This is a genomic window from Streptomyces sp., assembly GCF_035563135.1.
GTDB lineage: Bacteria > Actinomycetota > Actinomycetes > Streptomycetales > Streptomycetaceae > Streptomyces.
In genome coordinates, this window is record NZ_DATMVN010000064.1 from 1 (window position 1) to 24,647 (window position 24,647).

General features: G+C 70.6%; 24 protein-coding genes and 2 pseudogenes. 18 read left to right on the top strand and 8 right to left on the bottom strand.

Features of this window, described 5'->3' with window-relative positions; all coding sequences use genetic code 11:
- Positions 1-159: pseudogene (locus tag VN520_RS02715) on the bottom strand (diaminobutyrate--2-oxoglutarate transaminase); the annotation flags it as partial.
- Complete coding sequence (ectA, locus tag VN520_RS02720) at positions 156-692, bottom strand: diaminobutyrate acetyltransferase (protein WP_325745222.1); 537 nt, start codon at positions 690-692, stop codon at positions 156-158. The gene ectA and the pseudogene VN520_RS02715, both read right to left, overlap by 4 nt.
- A gap of 923 nt (positions 693-1,615) precedes the next feature.
- On the opposite strand from ectA, the gene VN520_RS02725 reads away from it, so the two are divergent.
- Both VN520_RS02725 and glpK read left to right on the top strand, forming a co-directional pair.
- Entirely contained in the window at positions 1,616-2,461 is an 846-nt protein-coding gene (locus VN520_RS02725) for an MIP/aquaporin family protein (protein ID WP_325745199.1), read from the top strand.
- A gap of 27 nt (positions 2,462-2,488) precedes the next feature.
- Positions 2,489-4,006, top strand: a complete 1,518-nt coding sequence (gene glpK, locus VN520_RS02730; protein WP_325745200.1) for a glycerol kinase GlpK — start codon at positions 2,489-2,491, stop codon at positions 4,004-4,006.
- 53 nt (positions 4,007-4,059) lie between these two features.
- On the opposite strand, the gene VN520_RS02735 is transcribed toward glpK, so the two are convergent.
- On the bottom strand, positions 4,060-6,021 hold the full coding sequence (locus VN520_RS02735; RefSeq protein ID WP_325745201.1) for an acyl-CoA dehydrogenase: 1,962 nt from the start codon (positions 6,019-6,021) through the stop codon (positions 4,060-4,062).
- A gap of 751 nt (positions 6,022-6,772) precedes the next feature.
- Here VN520_RS02735 and VN520_RS02740 point away from each other — a divergent pair.
- Positions 6,773-7,972 carry a hypothetical protein gene (locus VN520_RS02740; RefSeq protein WP_325745202.1) on the top strand — a complete coding sequence of 400 codons (1,200 nt, stop codon included), beginning with the start codon at positions 6,773-6,775 and terminating at the stop codon, positions 7,970-7,972.
- Between the two features lie 10 nt (positions 7,973-7,982).
- Entirely contained in the window at positions 7,983-8,576 is a 594-nt protein-coding gene (locus tag VN520_RS02745; RefSeq protein WP_325745203.1) for a hemerythrin domain-containing protein, read from the top strand.
- Between the two features lie 269 nt (positions 8,577-8,845).
- Here the strand turns inward: VN520_RS02745 and VN520_RS02750 are convergent, their stop codons facing one another.
- Positions 8,846-9,277 (bottom strand): SPW repeat domain-containing protein, encoded by a 432-nt coding sequence (locus VN520_RS02750; protein ID WP_325745204.1) that lies wholly within the window; start codon positions 9,275-9,277, stop codon positions 8,846-8,848.
- 799 nt (positions 9,278-10,076) lie between these two features.
- Between VN520_RS02750 and VN520_RS02755 the strand changes: the two genes are divergently transcribed.
- Positions 10,077-10,622 (top strand): DUF1360 domain-containing protein, encoded by a 546-nt coding sequence (locus tag VN520_RS02755; RefSeq protein ID WP_325745205.1) that lies wholly within the window; start codon positions 10,077-10,079, stop codon positions 10,620-10,622.
- Positions 10,623-10,701: 79 nt separating this feature from the next.
- Here the strand turns inward: VN520_RS02755 and VN520_RS02760 are convergent, their stop codons facing one another.
- Complete coding sequence (locus VN520_RS02760; RefSeq protein WP_325745206.1) at positions 10,702-11,406, bottom strand: phosphodiesterase; 705 nt, start codon at positions 11,404-11,406, stop codon at positions 10,702-10,704.
- Between the two features lie 180 nt (positions 11,407-11,586).
- On the opposite strand from VN520_RS02760, the gene VN520_RS02765 reads away from it, so the two are divergent.
- From VN520_RS02765 to VN520_RS02775, 3 genes are all read left to right on the top strand, one after another.
- The gene (locus tag VN520_RS02765; protein WP_325745207.1) at positions 11,587-12,078 is read left to right on the top strand and encodes a DUF2243 domain-containing protein; all 492 of its coding nucleotides are present in this window, start codon (positions 11,587-11,589) and stop codon (positions 12,076-12,078) included.
- Positions 12,075-12,896, top strand: a complete 822-nt coding sequence (locus VN520_RS02770) for a cytochrome c oxidase assembly protein (RefSeq protein WP_325745208.1) — start codon at positions 12,075-12,077, stop codon at positions 12,894-12,896. The genes VN520_RS02765 and VN520_RS02770 overlap by 4 nt, the downstream gene beginning before the upstream one ends.
- Positions 12,897-13,077: 181 nt before the next feature.
- Positions 13,078-13,296 carry a hypothetical protein gene (locus VN520_RS02775; RefSeq protein ID WP_325745209.1) on the top strand — a complete coding sequence of 73 codons (219 nt, stop codon included), beginning with the start codon at positions 13,078-13,080 and terminating at the stop codon, positions 13,294-13,296.
- Between the two features lie 353 nt (positions 13,297-13,649).
- Here VN520_RS02775 and VN520_RS02785 read toward each other — a convergent pair whose 3' ends face one another.
- The gene (locus tag VN520_RS02785) at positions 13,650-14,090 is read right to left on the bottom strand and encodes an ATP-binding protein (protein WP_325745210.1); all 441 of its coding nucleotides are present in this window, start codon (positions 14,088-14,090) and stop codon (positions 13,650-13,652) included.
- 167 nt (positions 14,091-14,257) lie between these two features.
- Between VN520_RS02785 and VN520_RS02790 the strand changes: the two genes are divergently transcribed.
- On the top strand, positions 14,258-14,428 hold the full coding sequence (locus VN520_RS02790; protein WP_325745211.1) for a hypothetical protein: 171 nt from the start codon (positions 14,258-14,260) through the stop codon (positions 14,426-14,428).
- Between the two features lie 159 nt (positions 14,429-14,587).
- Entirely contained in the window at positions 14,588-14,734 is a 147-nt protein-coding gene (locus tag VN520_RS02795) for a hypothetical protein (protein WP_325745212.1), read from the top strand.
- Here the strand turns inward: VN520_RS02795 and VN520_RS02800 are convergent.
- Positions 14,715-15,320, bottom strand: coding sequence for a class I SAM-dependent methyltransferase (locus tag VN520_RS02800; RefSeq protein WP_325745213.1), 606 nt, complete (start codon positions 15,318-15,320; stop codon positions 14,715-14,717). The two genes, VN520_RS02795 and VN520_RS02800, sit on opposite strands and share 20 nt — an antisense overlap.
- Positions 15,321-15,692: 372 nt before the next feature.
- Between VN520_RS02800 and VN520_RS02805 the strand changes: the two genes are divergently transcribed.
- The 6 genes and pseudogenes from VN520_RS02805 to VN520_RS02830 all read left to right on the top strand — a co-directional run.
- Positions 15,693-15,845 (top strand): hypothetical protein, encoded by a 153-nt coding sequence (locus tag VN520_RS02805; RefSeq protein ID WP_325745214.1) that lies wholly within the window; start codon positions 15,693-15,695, stop codon positions 15,843-15,845.
- A gap of 86 nt (positions 15,846-15,931) precedes the next feature.
- Complete coding sequence (locus tag VN520_RS02810; protein ID WP_325745215.1) at positions 15,932-17,158, top strand: hypothetical protein; 1,227 nt, start codon at positions 15,932-15,934, stop codon at positions 17,156-17,158.
- Between the two features lie 97 nt (positions 17,159-17,255).
- On the top strand, positions 17,256-17,831 hold the full coding sequence (locus VN520_RS02815; protein ID WP_325745216.1) for a hypothetical protein: 576 nt from the start codon (positions 17,256-17,258) through the stop codon (positions 17,829-17,831).
- On the top strand, positions 17,828-19,078 hold the full coding sequence (locus tag VN520_RS02820; RefSeq protein WP_325745217.1) for an MFS transporter: 1,251 nt from the start codon (positions 17,828-17,830) through the stop codon (positions 19,076-19,078). The genes VN520_RS02815 and VN520_RS02820 overlap by 4 nt, the downstream gene beginning before the upstream one ends.
- Before the next feature lie 226 nt (positions 19,079-19,304).
- Positions 19,305-20,015, top strand: coding sequence for a response regulator transcription factor (locus VN520_RS02825; protein WP_414719756.1), 711 nt, complete (start codon positions 19,305-19,307; stop codon positions 20,013-20,015).
- A gap of 392 nt (positions 20,016-20,407) precedes the next feature.
- Positions 20,408-21,157 (top strand): annotated as a pseudogene (locus VN520_RS02830) (sensor histidine kinase); the annotation flags it as partial.
- A 40-nt stretch (positions 21,158-21,197) separates the two neighbouring features.
- Here the strand turns inward: VN520_RS02830 and VN520_RS02835 are convergent.
- The gene (locus VN520_RS02835) at positions 21,198-22,772 is read right to left on the bottom strand and encodes an aromatic amino acid ammonia-lyase (RefSeq protein WP_325745219.1); all 1,575 of its coding nucleotides are present in this window, start codon (positions 22,770-22,772) and stop codon (positions 21,198-21,200) included.
- Between the two features lie 61 nt (positions 22,773-22,833).
- Here VN520_RS02835 and VN520_RS02840 point away from each other — a divergent pair, with 61 nt between their 5' ends.
- Entirely contained in the window at positions 22,834-24,408 is a 1,575-nt protein-coding gene (locus tag VN520_RS02840) for an NAD(P)-binding domain-containing protein (protein ID WP_325745220.1), read from the top strand.
- Positions 24,405-24,647, top strand: a 243-nt coding sequence (locus tag VN520_RS02845) for an alpha-hydroxy-acid oxidizing protein (protein WP_325745221.1), incomplete at its 3' end; no start/stop codon positions are given. The genes VN520_RS02840 and VN520_RS02845, both read left to right, overlap by 4 nt.

The following is a 24,647-nucleotide window of genomic DNA, read 5'->3' on the forward strand; positions in this document are numbered from 1 at the left end:
GGCACCGGCGAAGAAGTCCAGATAGGAATGGCCGTCCTCGTCCGTGAGCCAGGCCCCCTGCGCACGGTCGAACACCGCGGGCCAACTGCGGCAGTAACTCCGTACTTCCGACTCAAGGGTTTCGAAGACACTCAGGGCATGCGGGGTGGTCGTCCTCATGACGTGCTCCTAGTGCTGCGAGTAGCCGAGTGCTGGGCTCCGAGCGGCAGGATGGGCGGCTGGGCCAGCGGCCCGATGCGGTACAAGTGTTCGGACTCGTGCGCGTCGGGGAAGAGTCGTGCGGGGAACAGCAGCTCACGTTCCAGTGACGCCCCGTGGCGCTCGGCGAACGAGAGGAACAGCCGGTGCGAGACCTCGTTCCCCGCACTGATCGTCGTCTCCAGGTGTTCGAGAACGCCCCGGGACCTCAGTCGGGCGGCGAGGTGATCCAGCATGGCACCGGCAAGGCCGCGGCCGCGCCGGTCCGGGTTAACGGCGATCTGCCAGATGACGAGCGTGCCGGGCAGCTCGGGGCGGATGTACCCCGTCGCGAAGGCGACGGCCTCGCCCCCTTCGTCGCGGGCGACCACGGAGGTCGCCGCGAAGTCACGGCACCACAGCACGTAGCTGTAGGAGGAATTCACGTCGAGTACGCGGGAATCGCGTGCGATACGCCACGCCGACGCCCCGTCCTCGACCGTGGGCTCTCCCATGTGCTCCGTCGGCCTCACCACGAGTCCGCACCTCCGTTTCACCGCAGTGCACCTGGCGGAAGAATTTCCCGCCGCAAGCGTGTGGACCTCCTTCAGGCAATCGCGTCGACCATCGAATTGCGCAGCCAATTCATTGTCAGGAAAAGGCGCCCTTCGAAATGCGGATTCAGGATAACAGTCCGCAGACAGCCCGGCATCGTTGATTTCGTTTCGCTTTCAGGAGCTCTGCCGGGTCATGCCAGGTCGACGGCATCCACCGGGCCACAGGAACGGCCGGCAGCCCGTACCGAATGCGCTGCTGAACGTAGTCCACCGTTTCGCTGCGCTGCGGCCGCCAATCGGGTGATATATCACTGTCGCGCATCCGACCGAATCAACATCCGACCGAATCAGCGTCCGGCCGCTTCGGTGACGGCCCGGGTGCAAGCCACAAGGCCTCCTGGCTCCTCCTGATCAGAAACACACGCATTCAGCCTGTTTTCGATAGGCCCCTCAATGAGAAGCATCGGCTCGCGATCACTTTCCCTTTCACTTATGAAGGTGCTCGTTCCGGGCCATGTGCGACGTCCCCGATTGCCGGGGGGGGGAGACGGGAGCTCCTGCCGGACGTGAGCGCGGACATGTGCGCCTCCGTCCGGCAGGAGCTTCGCGGCCCGGGCGCCGAGGAACTCGGTGTGCCGGACGGCGCTCCGGGAGCGCCCGCTACCGCCGCCACCCTGCGGCGGCGGCCCGGCCGCCCGAGGAGGACACCGCCTGTCACGGAGCGGTGCGGGAGACGGGCCGGCGCTTTCAGGTGAGCGAGGCACCGGCCAGGACCTCCGCCGCACACCGTTCGCCCTGATATGCACTCTTCCGCGAGGCGCCTTAGCCTGCTCGTACTGCTGTAGTCGACGGCCGGTCCGGCCGGCGGAGGGCGAGCTTCCATGGCTGAGCGACGTGTGGGCTCCGGATCCCTGGGCGAGTTGTCGGCCGAGTTCGCGGGCACGATGATCCTCATTCTCTTCGGGTGCGGTGTCGTGGCGCAGGTGGCGGCAGGCGGGGCCCTGACGGATCCGCCCGGCGGCCTCGGGGACCACGACAGCATCGCCTGGGCCTGGGGGCTCGGTGTCACGCTCGGGGTCTACGTGGCGGCACGGCTGAGTGGCGCCCATCTCAATCCCGCGGTGACCCTCTCGCTCGCCGTGTTCAAGGGGTTCCCGTGGCGCAAGGTGGCCCCGTACGCCCTCGCCCAGACGGCGGGGGCGTTCGTGGCCGCGCTTCTCGTGCGCTGGAACTACAGCGAGGCACTGGCCAAGGCTGATCCCGGACACACCGTCAAGACGCAGACGGTGTTCTCCACCCTCCCCGCCAACGGCAATCCCGCTCTGCCGGTTCACGAATGGGGCGCCTTCCGCGACCAGGTCATCGGCACCGCCGTCCTGCTGCTGCTGATCATGGCCGTCACCGACCTGCTGAACACGCCGCCCGGCGCGAACCTGGCCCCGTTCGTCATCGGCCTGGTCGTCGTCGCCATCGGAATGGCATGGGGGACCAACGCGGGCTACGCGATCAACCCGGCCCGTGACCTCGGTCCCCGGCTGGCGAGCTTCATCACCGGGTACGGCGGAGCATGGCGGGACCAGTACGGAAATCTGTACTTCTGGGTGCCCCTCGTGGGCCCGCTGGTCGGCGGACTGCTCGGCGCGGGTCTGTACAAGGGCCTCATCGGCCGTTTCCTGCCGTCCGCGGAACCCGAGCCGCCGGGGCGGGTCCCGGCAACCGAGGACTGACGGCACCGGCCGGAGAGGTGACACACCATGGCGGACTTCGTCGGCGCGGTGGATCAAGGAACCACCAGCACCCGATTCATGATCTTCGACCACGGCGGCAACGAAGTCGCCAAGCACCAGCTGGAGCACGCCCAGATACTCCCCCGCTCCGGCTGGGTGGAGCACGACCCGGTGGAGATCTGGGAGCGCACCAACTCGGTGATGCAGAACGCCCTCCGGTACGGAGGCCTGTCGCCGCAGGACCTGGCGGCGATCGGAATCACCAACCAGCGTGAGACCACAGTGGTCTGGGACCCGCGCAACGGGCGGCCCTACTACAACGCGATCGTCTGGCAGGACACCCGGACGGACGCCATCGCGGCGCACCTCGAACGCACGGGTCGCGGCGAAATCGTCCGCCGCAAGGCCGGACTGCCGCCGGCCACCTACTTCTCCGCCGGCAAGATCCAGTGGATCCTGGAGAACGTCGACGGTGTACGGGAAGCGGCGGAGAGGGGCCACGCCCTCTTCGGCAACACGGACGCCTGGGTCCTGTGGAACCTGACCGGCGGCCCCGACGGCGGGATCCACGCCACCGATGTGACCAACGCGAGCCGCACCATGCTGATGAACCTGGAGACCCTCGACTGGGACGACGAACTCCTGGGCTTCTTCGGCGTCCCCCGGGCGATGCTGCCCACCGTCAACCCCTCGTCGCATCCGGATGCCTTCGGCACGACCCGGACTTCCCGGCCGTTGCGCGCCGCCGTTCCGATCGGCGGAGTCCTCGGCGACCAGCAGGCGGCCACGGTCGGGCAGGTCTGCTTCTCCCCCGGCGAGGCCAAGAACACCTACGGCACGGGCAATTTCCTGCTGCTCAACACCGGCACGGAGCTGGTCCGCTCCCGGCACGGCCTCCTCACCACCGTGGCGTACCGGTTCGGTGACAGTCCTGTCGTCTACGCGCTGGAAGGATCCATCGCGGTGACCGGGTCCGCGGTGCAGTGGCTGCGCGACCAGATGAAGATCATCAAGACGGCGGCCGAGAGCGAGGATCTCGCCCGTACCGTCGACGACAACGGCGGCATGTACTTCGTCCCCGCGTTCTCGGGCCTGTTCGCCCCCTACTGGCGATCCGACGCCCGAGGAGCGATCGTCGGCCTGGCCAGGTACAACGACGACGCGCACCTGGCGCGGGCCACCCTGGAAGCCATCTGCTACCAGAGCCGCGATGTGGTCGAGGCCATGGAGCAGGACTCGGGTGTCCACCTCGACGTCCTCAAGGTCGACGGCGGTGTCACCGCCAACGACCTCTGCATGCAGATCCAGGCCGACGTCCTCGGCGTCCCCGTCAGCCGTCCCGTCGTCGCGGAGACGACCGCGCTCGGCGCCGCCTACGCGGCAGGTCTGGCAACGGGCTTCTGGCAGAGCACCGAAGAGCTGAGGACGCACTGGGACGAGTCGAAACGCTGGACCCCCCAGTGGTCCGACGAACGACGCGCGGACGGTTACGCGGGCTGGAAGGCGGCCGTGGAACGCACCCTCGACTGGGTGAGCGTCCCCTGACCGCTGCTGAAATCCGGTGAAGGGACCGGTCCGTGGCCGGCTCCGCCCTCGGATCAGCCCACCAGATCCGGTGCGCGCAGCATCTCGGGCGGGATGCCCCAGGCGTCGACGAGGGGAACTGCGAGGGGCCGGACCTTGCGGCAGAGTTCGTTCACCTCTCGGCTGATGGCCTTGGAACGCTGGACGGTCAGCCGGCCGTGCTCCATGAACCAGGCCCGGTCCGCCTCGATCGTCGACAGGGCGAAGAGGTCGCACAGCAGGCCCAGCGCGACTTTGTTGCCGCTCTCGGGCAGCGCACGCACCTTGTCGACGAACGCCTCCAGCACCAGCCGTTCGACATGTGCGTGGGCAACCGCGATGACGTGGTCCTGCACCTGCGAGAAGACGACACCGGGATTGCGCTTCTGGTCGATCCCGCGCTTGAGCCGGCGGGCCACGCCGGCGAGCATGTGCTCCTCGCGGTACCGGAGCATGGCGAGCTGGTACTCCGAGTCGAGCAGGCCGGCTTCCTGGTCCCACTCGTCGCCGCCGGGCAGCAGGTCGCGTACCCGCTCCAGCAGCTTGTGGGCCGACGTCTTCTCGATGACCGTCCCGACGGCGAGGCCGGTGACGTAGCGGACCATGCCGAGCTGGTCCAGGTCCTCGAACTCGTTCGCGTAATGGGTGAGCAGGCCCTTGGCGACGAGCTGCAGCAGGACGTGGTTGTCACCCTCGAAGGTGGTGAAGATGTCGCTGTCGGCCTTGAGGGCGGCGAACCGGTTGACGCTGAGGTAGCCGGCGCCGCCGCACGCCTCACGGCACTCCTGGACGACCCGGGTGGCGTGCCAGGTACCGAGCGCCTTGGTGCCGGCGGCCCGTGCCTCCAGCCGGCGCCGCGCCTGGGCGTCGTCCTCGGTGCCGGAGAAGACTTCGTGCAGTTGCGTGCGCACGACGTCCTGCGCGAAGTGCAACGCGTACGTACGCGCGATGAGCGGCAGCAGCCGACGCTGATGCAGACCGTAGTCGAGGAGCAACTGCTCCTCCGCCTCCGGGGCCGCGTCGAACTGCCGGCGCCGCACGGCGTACTTCGTGGCGATCGCGAGGGCCACCTTGGCGGCGTTGACCCCGGCGCCGCCGACGCTGACCCGGCCCTGCACCAGCGTGCCGAGCATGGTGAAGAAACGCCGGTCCGGGTTCGTGATCGAGCTCTCGTAGACGCCTTCGGCGGTGACGTCGGCGAACCGGTTGAGCAGCGCCTCGCGCGGCACCCGCACGTCGTCGAACCGGATGCGGCCGTTGTCCACGCCGTTGAGGCCCATCTTGCGGCCGTCGTCCTCGATCCGGACACCGGGCGCCACCTCGCCGCCGACCCGGATCGGCACGACGAACGCGTGCACCCCCTCGGACTTCCCGCCCACCTCCAGCTGGGCGAAGACGACCGCCAGCTCGCCGTGGCGGGCCGCGTTGCCGATGTAGTCCTTGCACGCCTGGTCGCCGTGAGTGGTGATGACGAACTCCTGGCCGGCGGCGTCGTACCGTGCGCGGGTGCCGAGCGCCTGGACGTTGGAGCCGTGCCCGGTCTCGGTCATCGCGAAGCACCCCATCAACTGCCCGGTGATCAGGTCCGGCAGATAGGCCTCGTGATGGCGTTCGGTACCCAGATGCAGGATCGCGCCACCGAAGAGCCCGAACTGCACGCCGACCTTCACCAGCACCGACAGGTCACCGAAGGCAAGGGTCTCGAACGCGGCGATCGAGGCTCCGATGTCGCCGCCCCCGCCGTACCGGCTCGGGAAACCCATGCCGGTCTGCCCCGTCGCAGCCATCTCGACCACGAGCTCACGCACCCGCTCGCGGAACGCGTCGACGCCGAGCTCGTCCGCGTCCTCGAGAACGGAGGCGTGCGTCACCAGGTTGGTCCGGACGAGGTCGCGGATCCCGGCGTACTCGCCGTCGAGCACCTCGGTCAGCGCCCGGACGTCGACCTCGGGCTGCACGTAACCGCTCGCAGCAGTAGATGTGTTGTCAGTAGCCATGCCGTTGCGCTACCCCGCCCGGGGACGATCAAGCGGTCGGCCGGGGCTTTCGCAGCCGTACGGGGGAAGCGCGGCGAGGCCACGGAGTACGTGTGTGCAAGAGCCGGCGCGAGCGGGGGGCGGGGAACCGCGCGGCATCCCGGCACGCATGAGCTCCGTCGCCGGGCCGCACTTCCCGCGTCAGCCGGGCCGGACGGCGTCAAGGGCGCAGGGCCCGCCACGGGCAGCGTCAGCGACCGGCCCGGTTCGCTGGGCTCTCGCAGCGGCCGGCCGGCCCCGAGCCGGAAGCCGCCGTCGGCGAAGCAGGGGAAAACACGCAGAGGAACGTGGCGAGCGGTTCACACATGACCGCTGGCGCTGAGCACGCGGTCCGGCCGAGGAACACGCGGGCTCAGCACGAGGAGCCATGCGGACGACTCTGCTGGCTCACGCTGCCCGGCAGGACCCGTTCGCGGAACTGCCGGGCTTCCGGAACGAGTTCTGCGCCTGTCCGGCCGGACGCGCAGATGCGGTGTTCGGACACAGGCGTCACCGGGTGCTGCCGGACGGCCTCACGCGAGCTCGACGGTGCGGCGCCGGCGGGACGGAGGGGTTGCGTCATACGGGGCAATCGCAGGGCCGACCGGGCGTGTGCGGAAGCGGCCTCTGCCGCACAGGGCTAAGCATGGAAGGCGGTGCCCTGCGACTCGGCGGACGACATGAATCGCGGCTACGAGGGTACTCGGCCTGTCCACCTCCCCGAGGAGTTCTCGTGACCTTCAATCCGCTCGAACAGCGTGGTATCCCGCTGGACCGCCAGCTGCGCAGTTGGCGTGAGATGAACGTCAAGCCGATCGACCCGGACCGCTGTGACCCCTACACCCGGTGCCGGATCATCACGATGAACGGCATCGAGGTCGAAGCGATCCTCTTCAGCCACCAACTGGCACGGCACTGTCCGGACCCCGAGATCAAGCGGCAGCTGGCCCGCACCCGCTACATCGAGGCGCAGCAGCAGAAGGTGGTCAACTGGCTGCTCCCGGGGGTCTCGTCGGTGCTGGAGACGACGATCGCCTACGAGCAGGTCGCGGTCGACCTCACGGCCTGGGTCGCGCGCATGGAACCGGACCCGTACCTGAAGCAGGCGTACCAGTTCGGCGTCCTGGAGGACTTCGACCACCTGTACCGGTACGCCAACCTGTACGAGATGATCGAGCACCGCAAGGCGGAGGCGATCGTGGACGGGCTGACCGAGGTCATGCCCGGACGGCCGACGAAGTTCCACCACCGTGACCCGGTGGACAACGTCCGCGACCCGTATGCGAAGGACGGGACGAACCCGCTGTCCAAGCTCCACGCGCTGACGATCATGTCGGCGGAGCAGCAGACGATGAACTTCTACATGAACACCGGCCCCACCTACATGGAGCCGATCGCCCGCCAGCTCTACCAGGAGATCGGGCTCATCGAGGAGGAGCACGTCACCCACTACGAGTCCCTGGTCGACCCGGGCGAGACGTGGTGGGAGCAGCTGGTCAACCACGAGTACAACGAGTGCTACCTCTACCACTCCTTCATGGAGCAGGAGAGCGACCCCAAGGTGAAGGCCATCTGGGAACTCCACCTGAACATGGAGCTGGAGCACCTGCACATCGCCTGCGACCTCATGCGGCGCCACGACGGCCGCGACCCGGAGTCGGTGCTCGCTCCCGAGCTGCCCAACGTGCTCACCTTCGAACCGAACAAGGCGTACCTGCGTGAACTGCTGGACACCCAGATCGACCTGACCACGCTGGGTGCCGGATATGTGCGCGAGGCGCATGAGCGGTTCGAGGCGATGCAGGAACAGATCCACGGTGGTGAGGAGCCGCCCAGCGAGCGGGTCATGGCCGAGCACGACGCCATGTTCGGCCGTGAGTACCGCGTGCAGTCCGAAGGTGAGCACCCCGACCCCGCCATGCGCGAGAAGTGAGCTCCGGGACATGTCCGAACTCCACACCCCCCAAGCCGGCGACGACCGGGCCGAGGACACCGATGTGGTGGCGCTGCTGATGCGCCAGCACGGCGACATCCGCAACCTCTTCGACGAGGTCGAGGCCGCGTCCGGTGCGGAACGCCGCGAGGCGTTCCGCCGCTTGGTGCGCCTTCTCGCCGTTCACGAGACCGCGGAGGAGGAAGTCGTCCATCCCTTCGCCCGGCGCAGCTTCCCGGGCGGCGAACAGATCGTCGAGGACCGTCTCGCCGAGGAGAAGGCGGCCAAGGAAACCCTGGCCACACTCGATGACCTCGACACCGACGACCCCACCTTCATGCCCCAGCTGATGGCACTGCGCACGGACGTCCAGGAACACGCACGCGCCGAGGAACGCTACGAGTTCACCCACATCCGCCGCAGCACCGATGTCACCGGCCTCGCCGCGATGGCCAAGGCCGTCAAGGCAGCCGAAGCCATGGCCCCCACCCGGCCCCACCCAGGAGTCGAGTCCGGCGCCGCCAACATGGCCCTCGGCCCGGTGGCCGCGCTGATGGACCGCACCAAGGACGCCGTCCGCAAAGCCATGGGCAAGGACGGCTGAACATCCTGCCGGCCCGGTCGTAAGGCCGGGCCGGCGCTGTGACACCGCGGTGAGGCAGAGCATCGGGGGAATCAACGGCCTGTTCCCCGGGAGGGAACGCACGGGGCCGGGTGACCCGGACCATGAGGGGCGGGTGGGAGCCGTGGGGGAGGCCGTGCGGCGGACTCCCCCACCCGTCCTCGCCCTCGCGTGCCCGGCCGTCCCCGGGCAACGCCGTCCTCGGCGCCTTCGGCCACGCGCATGATCCCGGTCAGCGGCTGCGGACCGGTCTACATGCGTTTCTCCGTGCGGTCCAGCGCAGCCCGCACGAGCATCGAAGCCGCCGCCAGAGCGAGTAGCACTGCGCCTGCGGCGACGTCGAAGACTTGAGCTCCGTCGAAGACCGCGGTGTCCTGCAGGCCGAGGAGCCACGGGGAAGCGACCAGCCAGGCCCCGCTCAGGAGGATCACCCGGTCCGACCACCTGCCGGCGTGCCCGCTGAGCCGGGCCAGCGCCACCAGCAGTACGAGCATCGCGATGCCGACCTCGCTGCGGTGGATGTCCTTGGCCGCGTCCGGAGAGTCACTGACGACCCACGGCGCGACGCACAAGGCGATGCCTGTGAAAAACATCAGGGTGCTGATGATCTGCTCACGCCAGCCGTGGAGCAGCACATTCCGGTTTGCCCACCGGGGAGCTGGTGATGCCGCGTTGCCGGCCATGGGTATGCCTCCTCACGCATGGCTGCGGAGAACCGCAGCATTTCTCATTATCGGGTCTTCAGTCTGGTCGGGCGATGCGGCGATGGCGGCCGCGGGATTCGGCCTCGCAGCGGGTCGTAGGGCCCTGCGGGATGAACAGCGCGAAGCCGCCGGAGGCGGTACTGCCGAACAGCGCCGCGGCCATGCGCCGGCGGCGCAGCAGGTCGCGGCCGTGATGACCGGCGCGCTCCCCCTGGGGCTGCGGACGCTCCCTCGGTGGACGGCCTTCTGCCCGTCTCCACCGCGAGGGCGGGCAGGCGCAGGACGCGAAGGTGAACGATGCTGCCCACATCGGCCTCCCCCGATGTGCCTCGTACGACCCATTCGCGGGCAGAAGGCGGAGACGCGGAAGAGGAAGAACACTTCCAGTACGAAGAAAGGCCGGAGGACCCGGTCGCACCAGGACCTCTGCAGGGATGTGAATGATGACTGCCAGGAAGACGCTGTGGGCGGCGCTGCGGGGCTCGCCACCGGAGCCGTCGCCGATGTGGCTCCAAAGGGGCCGCCCGGCCGCCGTTCCGCGGACCGGCCACACCTGCCGAACGGGCGGTACGGCCGGGGCCGCCTCCCGATACTGCTGGAGCGCCGGGCTGCTGAGCCATGGTGCTGCGACCGCTGCCGCACGACTGCCTGGTCGATGAGGAGGCAGTGGTGTACCGGGGCCCAGGAGAGGTGCGTGCGGCCCCACCCCCACGACGAGGCGTGACGCCTCGTCGTGCATGCGAGCCAGAACCGGAACGAACCGATGGAGGATGCTGCTGTGGATCACGAAGCGGACAAGGAAGGCTCCCGCCTGCGCAAGCTCGGGAAAGCGTTCCAGCGGGTGAACAAGGCCTATTCGCCGCACGAGGAACGGCGCCTCGGCGGGCATCTCGGGGCTGTCGTCGCATTCGGCGCGTACACGGTCGCCTGGGCCGCGGTGATCGCCGCACGGAGGACGAAGCTCCCGGAGCGGCACGACCCGCAGGACATCCTGCTGACGGCGACTGCCGTGTTCCGTCTGAGCCGCCTGCTCAGCAAGGGGTCCGTCACGAGCCCGCTCCGGGCGCCGTTCACACGCTACGAGTCCGCGACAGGCCCTGCTGAAGTGAGTGAGAGCCCCCGTGGAGGTGGCATCAGGTCGACCGCGGGTGAGCTGGTCACCTGTCCGTTCTGTATGAGTGTCTGGCTGACGACGACCTTCGCCGGGGCTCAGCTGCTGTGGCCGGGGGCCACACGAGCCGTGACGGGCGGCCTCACCGCCCTGGCGGTGGCCGACACCATGCAGCTGGGCTACGACTGCCTGCTGCAGAAGAACGCGGAGTGAGGCGGATCCCGTACGCGAAATCGCGGGCGGGAGCGGCCGGCCGGGCAGCCGGCCCACTCGCCGCTGTCGCGTGGCCCCGTCAGGAGGGCGGCTCGGCGAGCCTCCCTTCCCGTGATCCCGCGTACGCGGCGACGCGCAGGGACCGGAGCCGGTCGACGGGGTGAAAGCCCGGCAGTGAGTTGCGGTAGGGGTCGAAAGCCGTTCCGCCCGGACGCCGCGGGGACGGATCCGGGCCGTGGAGGACGAGACGGCCCAGGGGCAGCCAGGCTGCGGCCGTCCCGACGCAGAGCACGAACTCCAGCGGTCGCCGGGTTACAGCTGCCTCCACCGTTGCGGGGTCGGCGGGAAGTCGTGGGGCTCCCGGCACGGGAAAAACGGCCGGCAGTCCTCGGCGCCCGCCGACCACGTAGGACACGAGTGCGGAGTACGGGCCGCCCGTGGCCGACGTACGAGGGAACGGTACGTGGCGGGTCCACCGGCCACGGCCGCTGCTCGTCAGAAGGAGCTCCAGGCAGCGGCCGGGGCCGCCGGCGTCCTCCACCCGCAGCGCGAGACCCATGCCGTCGGGCAGCGGACTCGGCAGTCCGGCAGCGCGGGACCAGCGGGCCGTCACGGCGTAGGAGCCCGGAGCGTCGAGCCACGGCACCTCCCAGGAGGCCCCGTGACCGGGTACGACGAGACGCCCCGCGAGGATCACCCCGGAGGGATGCAGGGCCGGCCGGTGGCCGCGGCGGCGGGCGACGGCCCGCGCCACTCGGTAGGCACGGCGGTCGAGAAGGTTCATCCAGCTGTCCGTTCTCCTGCAAGAGGCGATGAATGGAGGCCCGCCTGTGCGCGGAAGGTGACGAGTGCGGGTTCCGGCATGGCTGGGAGGCGGCCGAATGCCGCAGTTCGTGGGCTCGCCGGCGTACGAGAGGGCAGACGTACCGGTGGTCAGACCCAGAACGTATCGGAAGGCATTCTCATGAACCCACCGGCCCACCGGCACCCCGACCCGCTGGAGCGGCCTGAACCACGCAGGTCCATGGTGGTGTGCGGAGTGCTCGGGGCGGCGGTCATGGCCGCCGTCGACGAGATCGTCTTCCACCAGATCCTGGGGTGGCACCACTTCTACGACCGCTCCACCGGCCGGGTGGGCCTGCTGTCGGACGGGTTGCTGCACACAGGTGAACTGCTGGCCCTGGTCGCCGGATTCTTCCTCTACGCGGATCTTCGCCGTCGGGGCGCTCTGGTCCCGGCTCACGCGTGGGCCGGCCTCTTCCTGGGGCTGGGGGCCTTTCAGCTCTTCGACGGCATCGTCGACCACAAGCTGCTGCGCCTGCACCAGGTCCGCTACGGCGTGGACATCGCCCCGTACGACTGGGCATGGAACCTCGCCGGCGTGGTTCTGCTCCTGACCGGCCTTCTTCTGGCCCGCCGTGCGGCCCGCCCCGGCCGTGCGGCCCGGACGACGTGATCCTCGCCCACATCCACCCCGGAACGGCCGCAGGCCCTGGCCTGTGGGAAATCGCCTCCGCGGTGGGCGCGCTCCTGGCAGCCGTCGCCTACGGGCTGGCCGCAGGCCGTCTGTGGCGCAGAGGGGACGCCTGGCCCTGGTGGCGCCCGGTGTCCTTCACCGCCGGATGCACCTGGGTGGCCTGGGCGGGGGTGGGTCCGCTGCCCGGCGGGCCGTTCACCGCCCACATGACCGGGCACCTGCTCCTGGGCATGGCGGCCCCGCTGCTGCTCGTCCTGGCCCGTCCCCTCACTCTGGCCCTGCGCGCCTCACCTCCCGGCGCCGCCCGCCGCGGCCTCCTGTCCCTCGCGCATTCCCGCCCCGCCCGCCTGCTGGCCCACCCGCTCCTGGCAGCTCTGCTCGATGCCGGAGGCCTGTGGCTGCTGTACCGCACCGACGTGTACGCGCACACGCACCACCGCCCGCTGCTGCACGCGCTGGTGCACGCACACGTCCTGGCCGCCGGGCTGCTCTTCACCTTCGCCGTCTGCCAGGTCGACCCGGTGCGTCACCGCCGGCCGCCGGCCTTGCGCGGGGTGGCCCTGCTGGCCGCCGGTGTCGCGCACGCCGTGCTCGCCAAGACCCTGTACGCGACGCCGCCGCCCGGTACCGCGTTCACCACTACCGACCTGCACACCGGCTCCCAGGTGATGTACTACGGCGGCGATCTGGTGGAAGCCGCGCTCGGGACCGTGCTTGCCGCCTCCTGGTACCGGGCCGCCGGCCGCGCCCGGACGCGCCACCGCCGACGCCGGCCGGAACCGGCCCTCGGGCGGTGACCGGGACACCGGCCGTGCTGAAGGCGGCGTCCACGGGGCTGCCCCTGCTCGCCGGCCGCCGACCATCGGGCGGCGGGCAGCGGGCAGCGGGCGGACCACGGTTTCCGGACCGCTGAACCGCGCAGGCCGACTCATGGTCGGCCGCCGGGCACGACGAACTGCGCTGCCTCCGAGGGGCGCTGTGCTGTGCGCCTACCTCGACGGGGTCGGGGTGGAGGCGTCCAAGAGGATCTTCCTGTGGCTGGAGGCCGGGCAGTACCCGAACTTTCCCGACGGTCTCCAGGACAACACCCACTTCCAGGAACGGGGCGCCGTCGAGATGGCCCGCCTCGTCTCCCGAGCCGTGGCGGGGCCGGGGCTGCCGCTCTCGGGTGAGGTGGTGCCCGCGGCCGCCGGCTGAAGCACTCACGGGACGCCTGCGCCGTCTGTGTCAGGACGCCGGCGTCACCGGGGCGGACCCACCGTGGAGAAGACCCGGGCGAAGACCGGGCAGGCCAAGGTCGAGGCGGCAGCGGGCCGCGCGGTCGGGAACGGACGCCTCACCGCCGGAGGCCGGGCCGGCCGGTACCGAGGGCGAGGCCCGCCAGGCCGAGGAGAAGGCGAAGGAAGCCTTCGGGCACCGGCTCCTGCGGGAGGGCTGCGCGCGCTCTGCGCGATGTGTGTGGCCCGGCCGTGCCGGGCCACACACATCGGCCGGGCAGCACGGGCGTGAGGCGTGCGCCGGGCCGGCTCCGGGCCGCTTCCGCCCGGAGCTCAGCTGACGTCCTCGCCGTGCCGGGGCTTCGGAGCGCCCGGTGGCACGAAGCAGGCGGTGACGGTCTTGCCCGACGCCTGCGGATGCGTGGCCCAGTCGTCGGCGAGCGCGTCGACGATGGCCAGTCCGCGCCCCCCGGTCGTCGTGAGGTCTTCGGACTGCTTGGTGGGGGGCAGCGGGTTGGAGTCATGGACACTCACGTGCAGGCAGTGGCTGTCCCAGGTGAGGATCAGCTGGGCGTCGCTGTGCGCGTGCACGTGCGCGTTGGTGATCAGCTCGGAAACACTGAGCAGTATCGCGTCCACCATCTCGGGCGTGTCCTTGGTCCACTCCAGGGACTCCAGGTGCTCCCGCGTCCACTGGCGGCCGGCCCGCACCCCTTGCGACACCGGGAACGACTGCGCCCATCCCATCGCACGCAGCGACGTGTCCTTCGTCATCGACCCTCCCTCGCTCGGCTCTCCTCACTCCCCTACCCCCGTCTTCGGGGCGCACCCCCGCCGCCCCGGCACGCAGCCCGGCCGGTCTCCCGAAGCCGAAGCGGAAACGGGGCCTGTCCTTGTGATGTCCGGGCACACGCACCTCACCCCTTCGAGAGGAGCACCTCATGCTCGGCATAGCGGCAGCCGTCCTGTTCGTCATCGCCTTCCTGATCAACGCAGCGGACATCACCACCAACGATGTCTTCTCCTCCGTGAACGTCATGCTCCTGGGCCTGGCACTTCTTGCCCTGCACGTGGCGGGAATCGCAGCCGGCCGCCCCGCCCGCAGACGCTGACGACGCCGGCGGGACCCCGGCGCGGGTGACCGCTCACCGAGCTTCCTCCCCCGCGCCACGCGGAACGGCCCTGACCCCGAACCGTTTCGGGGTCAGGGCCGTTCTCCCTGGATCGCTCGGATCCGATGGAGGCGTCGAAGGCCCGGAAGGATGCCGTTCATGGCTGCTGCCCGCATGTACCCCGAGGAACCGCGTGAACGTGCGACGCGATGGGCGGTCGAGGGCCCTGCCGGCCGGGCCGGTGCGATCAAGCGGACCACCGGCCGTCCGGACGTGCAGCACGTCCTCACCGGCGGTGGACACTGACGGCATAGCCGCCGCCGTCGTAGGGGTCGGCGTCCCAGGTGGCGAAGCGGTCGACGAGGGCAAGACCGGCCGCAGCGCAGCAGTCGTCGTACTCCGGCAGCGTGAGGCCGGGCGGCACGGGCAGATGGGCTTCGTCCAGGCCGAAACCGGCGACCAGCAGGCCGCCCGGGCGCAGGGCCGCGGACAAACGCTTGACCACCGTGGTCTCGGTGCCGGGGGCGAGCAACGGGAAAATATTGCCCGCAGCAACGACAAGATCGAAGTCCGCTGCAATGCCGAGCAGAGCCGGCTCGAACTCGGCCAGGTCGAGCTGGAACCACGGCAGTCCCGGCGACTGCTCCCGCGCCACCGCCAGCATCGACGCGTCAAGATCCACCCCGACGCAGTCGTACCCGAGTTCCGCAAGCCGGATCATGACCCGCCCGGTACCGCACCCGGCGTCCAGCACCCGCGCTCCGGCAGGCACGAGAGCCGCACAGAACCGCGCCTCGCCGTGTACGTCCTTGCCACTACGGGCCAGGGTCGCGAACCGCGCGGCGTAGTCCTCCCCGGACGTTTCCCCGGTCAACTCCGTCCAGCGGCTCATGCGACCAACCATAGAACGCCTACCGGCCCACCGAGGCGTGAGCACTCCCGTGTGACGGGACGCGACCGGTGCGTGGCCCGGCCGGTTTCCCCTGAACAGGTGGCCCGGCAGGGATGTGGACACCTCCAGGGCGTCGCCTCCACGGCCGGGAAGCCGGCGAACAGCCGTCGCCGGGCGGGAAGAGCGGACGAGGGCGTACGGCCGCAGACCCGATGGGCCGCCGCGTGCGAGGGGTGCGGTTCAGGTCAATCGTCAAGCCACCTCTTGACGATTGGTTGACCATCTCTTTACCTTCAATGCCGATGGGTGATCGTCATAAAACCATCTCTTCACGAAATACGCCGACTCTCTGCGATTTCAGGAGGTTTCACCATGGAGCAGCTCATCAAGCGCATGACGGAGGAGTCCGTGTGGCGCAAGTGGGTCGCCGCCAACTCCACCCAGGCCTCGAAGGACGGATGTATCAGCGCCGCACCCAAGAGCGGCTGCATCAGCGCCGCACCCAAGAACGGCTGCATCTCCTGACCCACTGATGCCCCACGCTGTCGGCGCGGCAGCCGCCGCGCCGGCAGGTCCCGCTCCCCCGCCGTCGACCCGCCCGGAGAGCCCTCGTGAACCGCCTGCCGAGTGCCGATGTCCTGGACAAGGTGCGCGACATCCCGATCTACCGTGCTTCCGTCGAGCGCGGTCACTTCCCGATCCTGGAGAAGCCGGAGATCGCCCGGGGCTTCCCCGGCAACTGGATGACTCCCGAACTGTCCCGCGCGCTGGAAGCGGGAGAAGCCGAGTTCGTCCTGTCCACCGGCACCAACCACGCCCGCATGCAGCTCATCCGGCCGCCCTACTTCCTGCTCCGCTCCTACTACCGCCTGTGGAGCGAGCACCCCGAGCTCGGCACCTCATGGCACGACGGCGCCCGGCGGGTCTCACTGACCACCGTGCTCGCCACCGAGCACGTCGCCCGGGTGAACGCCCGCAAGCCCGGCGCCACCCCCGGTGAACGCTGGCTCGACGACCGTACGCTGTACCTCAACCGCCGTCTGGACCCGGCCGACTGGGAACGCGACGAGGTCGAGCGCATGCTCGCCGAGATCCGCGAGGTGGCCGGCGCCCACCCCGACGGCGCCTATCTGCTGGACTGCTCCGGTTACCACCTGGCACATCTGGTCCGCAAAGTCTCCGCATGGGGGCTGTGGGACGACTTCCCCGGCCCGGCCGGCATCGTCCACGCCTACGAGTACACGCCGGTGAACGTCCGTGCCCACCTGCGCGCCCACTTCGACTGCCCGGTGGTCGACCTCTTCGGCAGCACCGAACTCGGTTACCTCTTCTACAGCGACACCGAAGGCCGCTACCGGCCCTACCTGCAGGACATGAGCGTCGAACTCCTCCCGGTGGAACCGGGCAGCGGCATCCACAGCCTCATCGTCACCAGCATCCGCAACCCGTACATGCCGCTGGTCCGGTACCGGTCCGGGGACTGTGTCCGCACGCGCGACGGCAGCGCCGACCCGGAGCGGATCGTCTCCTTCTGCGGACGGGAGAAGGAACTGCTGCCCACACCCGAAGGGCCCGTCTCCCAGGCCGACCTCGACACCCGTATCGCCGGCGTCTGCACCCGCGTCTTCCTGCACCGACTGCACCTGACCGGCGAAGGCGAGTGCCGCCTGTCGTACACGACCTTCGACGACACGCCGCTCACGGCCGACGAGACGGCCGAACTGTCCATGTCCGTCAACACCTTGACCGGGCGTGCCTGTCAGGTGGAGCACCGCACCGGCATCCCCGTCGGCCGCTCCGGCAAGTACGCCTGGCTGACCACGCCCGACCCGTCCTGACCTCACGCCCTCCGCCCGTCACGCCTCCGTCCGTACGGACCGCCCCTGCGCGCGTGGCGGTCCGGCACACCCGGCGCCCACCTCCCGAAGGAGCCCCATGCCTACGTCCGCAGCCCGCACCCCCGCGGACAGCACCGCCGAGCGGGCGCCCACAGCCGAGGAGTTGCTCGGCCCGGCTCTGCACAAGGAGGTGGTACGGCACTTCACGGCCGAGCCGGACGCACCGCCCGCATCCGTCGTGCGGCACCAGGTCCGCGAGTGCCTGCGCTACCTCTACCTCGTCTCCCGCCACCCCGACCGGCTCGGCGGCCTCTTCCTCCCGGTCGAGCAGGACATCGACGAGATATGGCACTACCTCATCCTGCAGACGCGCGAGTACCGCGATCTGTGCGAACAGCGGCTGCCGGGCGGCCACTTCATCCATCACCGGAGCATCTCCTACGCCGCCTACCAGGAAGCACCCGGACGGGAGACCGCCGCCGAGGAAGCCCTGCGCTGGGTCCCCCTCTACACGGCCGCGTTCGGCCCCTTCGACGCCGACGCCCTGCCGCACTGGACGATCGTACGGTTCCTGCACGACGAACTCCGTATGCCGCTGGGAGAGATAGCCGCACTGGCCGGCAACGCACAGGCGCCCGGCGGGCCGACGGCCCCGGTGCGGGATCACGCGTGACCCGGACGGCTCCGCCGGCCACCGCGGCGGGCTTCTCCCGGGAACAGCGCCGCGCCCTGACGGTACTCGGTGTCTCGCAGGCACTCGGCGGCGCCGGCATGGCGGCGGGCATCACGGTCGGCGCGCTGCTCGCCCAGGATCTGCTCGGCTCGACCAGTCTGACCGGGCTGCCGGCCGCGCTCTACACCACCGGCGCGGCCCTCGGGGCTGCGGCGCTCGGGCGCTTCTGCCAGCGCTTCGGACGCCGCCCGGGTCTGGCGCTCGGCAATGCAGTGGCCGCGCTGGGCAGCGCGGGCGTGGTCGCGGGAGCCGCGGCGCGCTGGCCCGCCCTGCTCCTGGCCGCGCTCTTCGTGTACGGGGCGGGTACGGTCACAGGGTTGCTCGCGCGTTACGCGGGAGCCGACCTCGCCCCGCCCGGACGACGCGGCCGGGCTGCCGGAACCGTGCTCTTCGCCATGACGCTGGGCGCGGTCGCGGGCCCGAATCTGATCGGCCCCACCGGCGCCCTCGCCCACGCCTGGGGCATTCCCCGGCTGGCAGGCCCCTTCCTGCTGGCCGTGGCCGCCTATGCCGCCGCCGCCCTGGTGCTGCTGGTGTGGCTGCGCCCGGACCCGCTGCTCCTCGCACAGTCCCGGGAACCCCGCGATGCCGGGGCCGGGCCCGGCACCGGACCCCGCAGCCCGGCGCTCCGCGCCCCCGGTGTCCTCACCGGCGCCACCGTGATGATCACCGCGCAACTGGTGATGATCGCCGTCATGACCATGACGCCCGTCCACATGACCGGCCACGGCCAGGCGACGCAGGCGGTAGGACTGGTCATCGCCCTGCACGTGGGGGCGATGTTCCTGCCGTCGCCGCTGAGCGGACTGCTCGCGGACCGGATCGGCGGGCGACGGGTCGCCGCCGCGGCCGGTGCCGTCCTGCTGGCCGCCGGTCTGTCCGCGGGCCTGGCCCCGCCGGACTCCGTCGCACTGCTGGCCTGCGCGCTCGTGCTTCTCGGCGTGGGCTGGAACCTGGCCCTGCTCGGCGGCACGGCCCTGATCGCCGGCGCCGCCCCCGCCGAGAACCGCGCCGCGGTCCAGGGTCTGGCGGACGTGGGAATGTCCGTGGCAGGTGCGACAGGCGGCATGGCTTCGGGCCTGGTGGTGGGCGGCAGCAGTTACCCGGTGCTGGCGACGGCGGCGGGGGCCCTCGCGCTCGCGGTGATCCCGGCGGTGGCGCTGAGCAGCACGCGCCGGCACCCGTGAAAGGAGCCGGGCTCACGCGGGGGCACCTCCGCTCAACGGCATCGCCGGCTTCACGTGCGACAGCCACCGCGCCGAAAGAGGTCCGGTGGGCCGGCCGGTCGCATCGGCCCGACGCGGCAAAGGTGTCTTCCGGCACTGCGCACGGCCCGGCGCGCACGGACACCCCACCGCCGGAGCCCCCCGCACGTCCAGGGAACCCCCTCCGCCACAAGGACGTTGGAGGAAAATGCGGGGAGGGACGAAGAGGAGCGGCACTGTGACACAGGGACACGCGCGGGAGCCTTGGCGTCTGTTGCTCGTCGAGGACGACCGGGAGCTGTCCGCCATGCTCTTCGACACGATGCGGGGGGAAGGGTATGCGGTCGATGTCGCGACCGACGGCCAGCGAGGCCTGCACCTCGGCCTCTCCCGGCGGTACGACGTGCTCGTCGTCGACCGGCGGCTGCCCGCTCTGGACGGCCTCGACCTGCTGAGCCGATTACGGTCCCGCGCGGTCCGCACCCCGGTGCTGTTGCTGACCGCGATGGGCACGGTGCACGACCGGGTCGACGGGCTGGACGCCGGTGCCGACGACTACCTGGTCAAGCCGTTCGAACTCGACGAGTTGAGCGCCCGGTTACGGGCGTTGTGCCGACGGACGCTCGACGTCACCGATGTGCTCAGGATCGGATCGGGTCATCTGCACGTCGGCCGCCGGGAGGTCGAACTGCCCAGCGGTGAGCAGATCGCCCTCGCGACCCGGGAGTTCGCATTGTTGTGGGCGCTCGCCTCACGTCCCGACGCCGTGCACTCGCGGGCGGAGCTGCGCCGGTCGGTGTTCCAGGAGGCGCCCGCGACGTCCATCGTCGACACCTATGTCTACTACCTGCGCCGCAAGCTCGGCCGGGAGGTCGTGCGCACGGTCCGTGGTCTCGGCTACCGTCTGGGAGCGCTGTGAGACCGTCGGCTTCCCCGGAGTGGGCGGCGGTGCGCCGGGCGCGCCTGCGGATCGCCCTGATCACCGGGGCGGTCATCACGTCCCTGGTCGCGATCGTCGGCGGCATTGCGTACACGGTGATGGTGCACGCGCAGGACGGGCAGGTGTGGCGTGAACTGCGCTACGGTGCGGGCCACGGCGACCTGAACAGCCCTCCGGTGTGTACCTGGCTGTACGCCCCCGGGGTGGCCCCGCTGGCCAATGCCCCGGCCGGATTCCCGGTGCGTGCCGACGTGGACCGGGTGAGCCTGACCCACGAGGCCGTGGAGCGCACCGTGCGGCGCAACGGCACGGACTACCTGGTACGCACACAGGTCCGGGCGGACGGGGACGTGGTGCAGGCGGTGTTCGACATGCGCTTCCAGCTGGCCGACCGTACGCACCTGTTGTTCGCGCTGGGTGTCGCCGAGTTGGTGGGGCTGTTCGCCGCGGCCGCCGCCGGAGCGTTGCTGGGGCGGCGCGCGGTGGCCCCTCTGGCAGCGGCCCTCACCCGGCAGCATCGATTCGTCACGGACGCCAGTCATGAGTTGCGCACTCCGATCGCCCATGTGTACACGCGGGCGCAGATGCTGGCCCGGCAGGCGGCTGTGCAGGACATGCCGGTCGCGCATCGTGACGGACTGGCCCGGCTGGTCGGTTCGGCCGGCCGGCTCGGTGAGGTGATCGACGACCTGCTGCTGTCGGCGAGCCTCGCGGCGGGGCCGGCGCGGCCGGCGGAACGCCGGCCGGTCGATCTGGTGGCGCTGGCCCGGTCGGTGGTGGACGAGGAGTCGGACCGGACGCGGTCCCGCCGCATCACCGTCGTCGTGGACGTCCCGCCGCGTCCTCTGCTCGTCGACGGCATCAGGTCCGCGCTGCGCCGCGCCGTCGGCGAGTTGCTGTCCAACGCGATCAGCCACACCCCGGCCGGGGGGCGGATCGAGGTGGCCCTGACCCGCTCCGCCGGCACGGTCCAGCTGACCGTGACGGACAGCGGGCCAGGTTTTGACCCCGCCGAGACGGAACGGCTGTTCCAGCGGTTCCATCGTGGGAACGGTGACGACGGCGGCCGCTACGGGCTGGGGCTCGCGCTGCTGCGGGAGGTCGTCACGCGCCATGGCGGCACGGTCGCCGCCACCAGCCGGCCGGGCCACGGGGCCCGGTTCACCATCCGGCTGCCGGCGTCCGGTCCCCTGCCCGCCGCTCCAGGTCCGGCGCGTCCGGTCGGAGCAGCTCGCATGTGGCGAGCAGGTCGGCCGCGACGCGAACGTCCTCGTCCAGTGGACGGTCCGGCTCGACCGGGGGGATGACCTCGATGAGGGCGTCGAGAAGTTCCGCGCACCGGGGTGCGGTGGGCCGGCGTGCGCCGACGTGGACGGCCTGGCGCAGGCCGAGCGCGAGCGACCCGCACAGCAGGCCGAGCAGCTCCGCCATGTCGTACGAGCGCAGGGCGGCCTGGGTGCCGAAGGGGACGACGTCCTGGTTGTGCAGGTTCGTCGGCAGGCTCTGCATGCCTGCCGGTGTCGCGTTCCGGCGGATCTCCGCGACCAGTGCGGTGCTGGCCAGCTGTACGCCCTGGAGACCGTGCTGCAGGCCCGGCGCGGTGGCGAGCATCGGCGGCAGCCCCCCGTTACGTGCGGGATCCGTCAGCAGGTCGAGCTGGCGTTCGGCGAGGTTGCCCAACTGGGCGGTGACGGAGGCGAGCAGGTCGGCCGCGAACGCGGCGGGCTGCCCGAAGAAGTTCCCGCCGTGCACCACCTTTCCCTCTTCCTCGTCGTCGGGGAAGAACAGCGGATTGTCGCTGACGCCGCCGAGATCCGCGGCGACCACGCCGTCGACGTAGCGCAGCGCGTCCTCGGCGGCGCCGAGCAGCTGCGGGGCGCAGCGGATGCTGTAGGGCTCCTGCAGCGGCCGGGTGCCTGAGGGGGCGGTGCCGGTGAGCGTCCCCCGCATCCGCGCGCCGACATCGACCGCGCCGGTGTGGCCGTAGACGCGCAGCAGGTCCCCGTCGAGGAAGCCGGGGTCACAGCCGAGAGTGTCGGCCAGCAGACATGTGAGGGCCATGAGTGAGCGGTGTGCCGTGCGGACGGTGTCGCAGGCCAGAGCCGTGGCCGCGGTGGTGACGGAGGTGCCGTTGACGAGGGCGAGCGCGTCGCGGCCGTCCAGGGCGAGCGGACGCAGCCCGGCACCGGCCAGTGCCTCGGCGGCCGGCATTCGGCGGCCGTCCACATAGGCGTGCCCCCGGCCGCGCAGTGCCTGGGTGGCGTAGGCGAGCGGTATCAGGTCACCGCTCGCCCCGACGGAGCCGTAGCGGGGGACGGCGGGCGAGAACGTCGTGGCGAACATCGCGGCGAGCCGGTCGACGACCTCGGCGGACACACCGGAGACACCCTGGGCGAGGGACCAGGTGCGCAGCAGGAGGGCAGCTCGGCAGATCTCGTGCGGCAGGTCCGGGCCGTGGCCGGCCCCGAGGTGGGCCAGGGTGTTGTCGCACTGGTCCACCTCGTCGAGGCGGCCGGCGTATCCCACGAGTGCGCCGAATCCGGTGGTGGCGCCGTAGATCCGGGGGGCCTCGGCGTCGCTGCTGCCGTGTCGCAGGCCGTGGAAGAACCGGCGGCCGCGGTCCAGGCGCGCCCGGGTGCCGGCATCCACGGTGACGGTGAGCGGCCTCGCCGCGCGGCGCAGGGCGGCGGAGTCCGGGGGGCCGGTGAGTGAGACGGCATCTGTGGTGGTGAGCACGTCCCCAACGTAGGCGGGGAATATCAGAGCGCTCTGAAATCCGGTGGCTAGCTTCCGGAGCATGACCCATGACTATCTGATCATCGGCGCGGGGCCCGCCGGACTGCAACTTGCCGCCTTCCTGGAGCGGGACGGTGCGGACTACGTCGTTCTGGAGCGCGGCAGCGGTCCGGGCACGTTCTTCACACGGTTCCCCCGGCACCGCTATCTGATCTCGAACAACAAGGTGCACACGGGGTACGACGATCCGGAGCTGCGCTTGCGGATGGACTGGAATTCCCTGCTGAGCGACGACCCGGAGCTGCTGTTCACCCGGTACAGCCCCCGCTACTTCCCGCCGGCCGACGACCTGGTGCGCTACCTGTCGGACTTCGCCTCCCGGACCGGGGTGCGCGTGCGGTACGACACCACCGTCGAGAAGGTCTCCCGCGACGCCGAGGGCTTCACCGTCACCGACCACACCGGAAAGGCGTGGAGGGCACGGCACCTGGTGACCGCCACCGGGGTGCCCGTGCCGAACCTTCCGTCGTTCCCGGGTGTCGAACTGGCCGAACGCTACGACACGATCGACACCGATCCGGAGTCCTTCACCGATCAGCGGGTGCTCATCATCGGCCGGGGCAACTCCGCCTTCGAGACGGCCGAAAACCTGATGGAGACCGCTGCGGTCATCCACATCGTCGGCTCGGGCTCACTGCGGATGGCCTGGCGGACGCACTATGTGGGACACCTGCGCGCGGTCTACAACAACTTCCTGGACAGCTACCAGCTGAAGTCGCAGAACGCTCTCCTCGACGGCCGGGTGCTCGCCATCAGACGTGAGCCGGACGGTTTTCACGTACCGGTCTCCTTCGAGCGGGTCGACGAAGTGGTCAAGGAGATCCGTTACGACCGGGTGATCGTCGCGACCGGCTTCCGGTTCGACGGCTCGATCTTCGACGACACCTGCATGCCGGACCTGATCGTCGACGGTCGTTTCCCGGCGCTGACGCCTCTCGGCGAGTCGGTCAACGTGCCCGGCCTGTACTTCGCGGGGACGTTGATGCAGGGCCGTGACTTCGGGAAGGCCACGACCGGCTTCATCCACGGCTTCCGCTACGCGGTGCGGGCACTGCACCGTGGACTGCGCCAGCGCCACGGCGGAGTGCCCTGGCCGACGACGGAGCTCGGGGACGCCACGGAGCGGGCCGTCGATGCGGTGATCACCCGCATCAACCGGTCCTCCGCGCTGTGGCAGCAGTTCGCCGTCCTCGGCGACCTGCTGCTGCTCGCCCCGGACGGCACGCTGCGCTACGCCGAGGAGGTTCCCGTCGACCACGTGCCGGGCGCCGTGCGCTCCGGGGACTTCGGTGAGGTGGACGCATACGCGGTGATCACCCTGGAGTACGGGGAGGACCACGACCGGGTGGACCCCTTCGACGTCTCCGCGGGCCGCAAGTCCCAGCAGGACGTGTCGGGCCTGGACGGCCGTTATCTGCATCCGGTTGTCCGGTGGTACCGGGACGGGGAGTTCACCGCCGAGCACCACCTCACCGAGAACCTGGAGAACGAGTGGGACAGCGAGGAGGTCCACCGCGCCCCGCTGGGCGCCTTCCTCACCGCGCACCGGAGCCCAGCCACCCCGGTGGCGCCGTGACGCTCCGCGAACTGCACGACAGCGCACGGAAGATGCTGGATCCGGTTTCCTACGACTACGTGGCGGGCGGCGCGGGCGAGGAACGCGTCCTCGCCGACAACGAGCGGGCGTTCGACCGGTACGCGCTGCTGCCGAGGGTGCTGTGCGGCAGCGAGGCGCGGACCACCGCCGTCGATCTGCCGGGCGCCCGGCAGGCGGGGCCGGTGATCGTCGCACCCACCGCCTTCCACCGGCTGGTG

Coding starts and splice junctions, on each gene's coding strand:
- ectA (WP_325745222.1), bottom strand. CDS start 692: ATGGGAGAGCCCACGGTCGAGGACGGGGCGTCGGCGTGGCGTATCGCA.
- VN520_RS02725 (WP_325745199.1), top strand. CDS start 1,616: ATGGCTGAGCGACGTGTGGGCTCCGGATCCCTGGGCGAGTTGTCGGCC.
- glpK (WP_325745200.1), top strand. CDS start 2,489: ATGGCGGACTTCGTCGGCGCGGTGGATCAAGGAACCACCAGCACCCGA.
- VN520_RS02735 (WP_325745201.1), bottom strand. CDS start 6,021: ATGGCTACTGACAACACATCTACTGCTGCGAGCGGTTACGTGCAGCCC.
- VN520_RS02745 (WP_325745203.1), top strand. CDS start 7,983: ATGTCCGAACTCCACACCCCCCAAGCCGGCGACGACCGGGCCGAGGAC.
- VN520_RS02750 (WP_325745204.1), bottom strand. CDS start 9,277: ATGGCCGGCAACGCGGCATCACCAGCTCCCCGGTGGGCAAACCGGAAT.
- VN520_RS02760 (WP_325745206.1), bottom strand. CDS start 11,406: ATGAACCTTCTCGACCGCCGTGCCTACCGAGTGGCGCGGGCCGTCGCC.
- VN520_RS02765 (WP_325745207.1), top strand. CDS start 11,587: ATGAACCCACCGGCCCACCGGCACCCCGACCCGCTGGAGCGGCCTGAA.
- VN520_RS02785 (WP_325745210.1), bottom strand. CDS start 14,090: ATGACGAAGGACACGTCGCTGCGTGCGATGGGATGGGCGCAGTCGTTC.
- VN520_RS02790 (WP_325745211.1), top strand. CDS start 14,258: ATGCTCGGCATAGCGGCAGCCGTCCTGTTCGTCATCGCCTTCCTGATC.
- VN520_RS02795 (WP_325745212.1), top strand. CDS start 14,588: ATGGCTGCTGCCCGCATGTACCCCGAGGAACCGCGTGAACGTGCGACG.
- VN520_RS02800 (WP_325745213.1), bottom strand. CDS start 15,320: ATGAGCCGCTGGACGGAGTTGACCGGGGAAACGTCCGGGGAGGACTAC.
- VN520_RS02805 (WP_325745214.1), top strand. CDS start 15,693: ATGGAGCAGCTCATCAAGCGCATGACGGAGGAGTCCGTGTGGCGCAAG.
- VN520_RS02815 (WP_325745216.1), top strand. CDS start 17,256: ATGCCTACGTCCGCAGCCCGCACCCCCGCGGACAGCACCGCCGAGCGG.
- VN520_RS02825 (WP_414719756.1), top strand. CDS start 19,305: ATGCGGGGAGGGACGAAGAGGAGCGGCACTGTGACACAGGGACACGCG.
- VN520_RS02840 (WP_325745220.1), top strand. CDS start 22,834: ATGACCCATGACTATCTGATCATCGGCGCGGGGCCCGCCGGACTGCAA.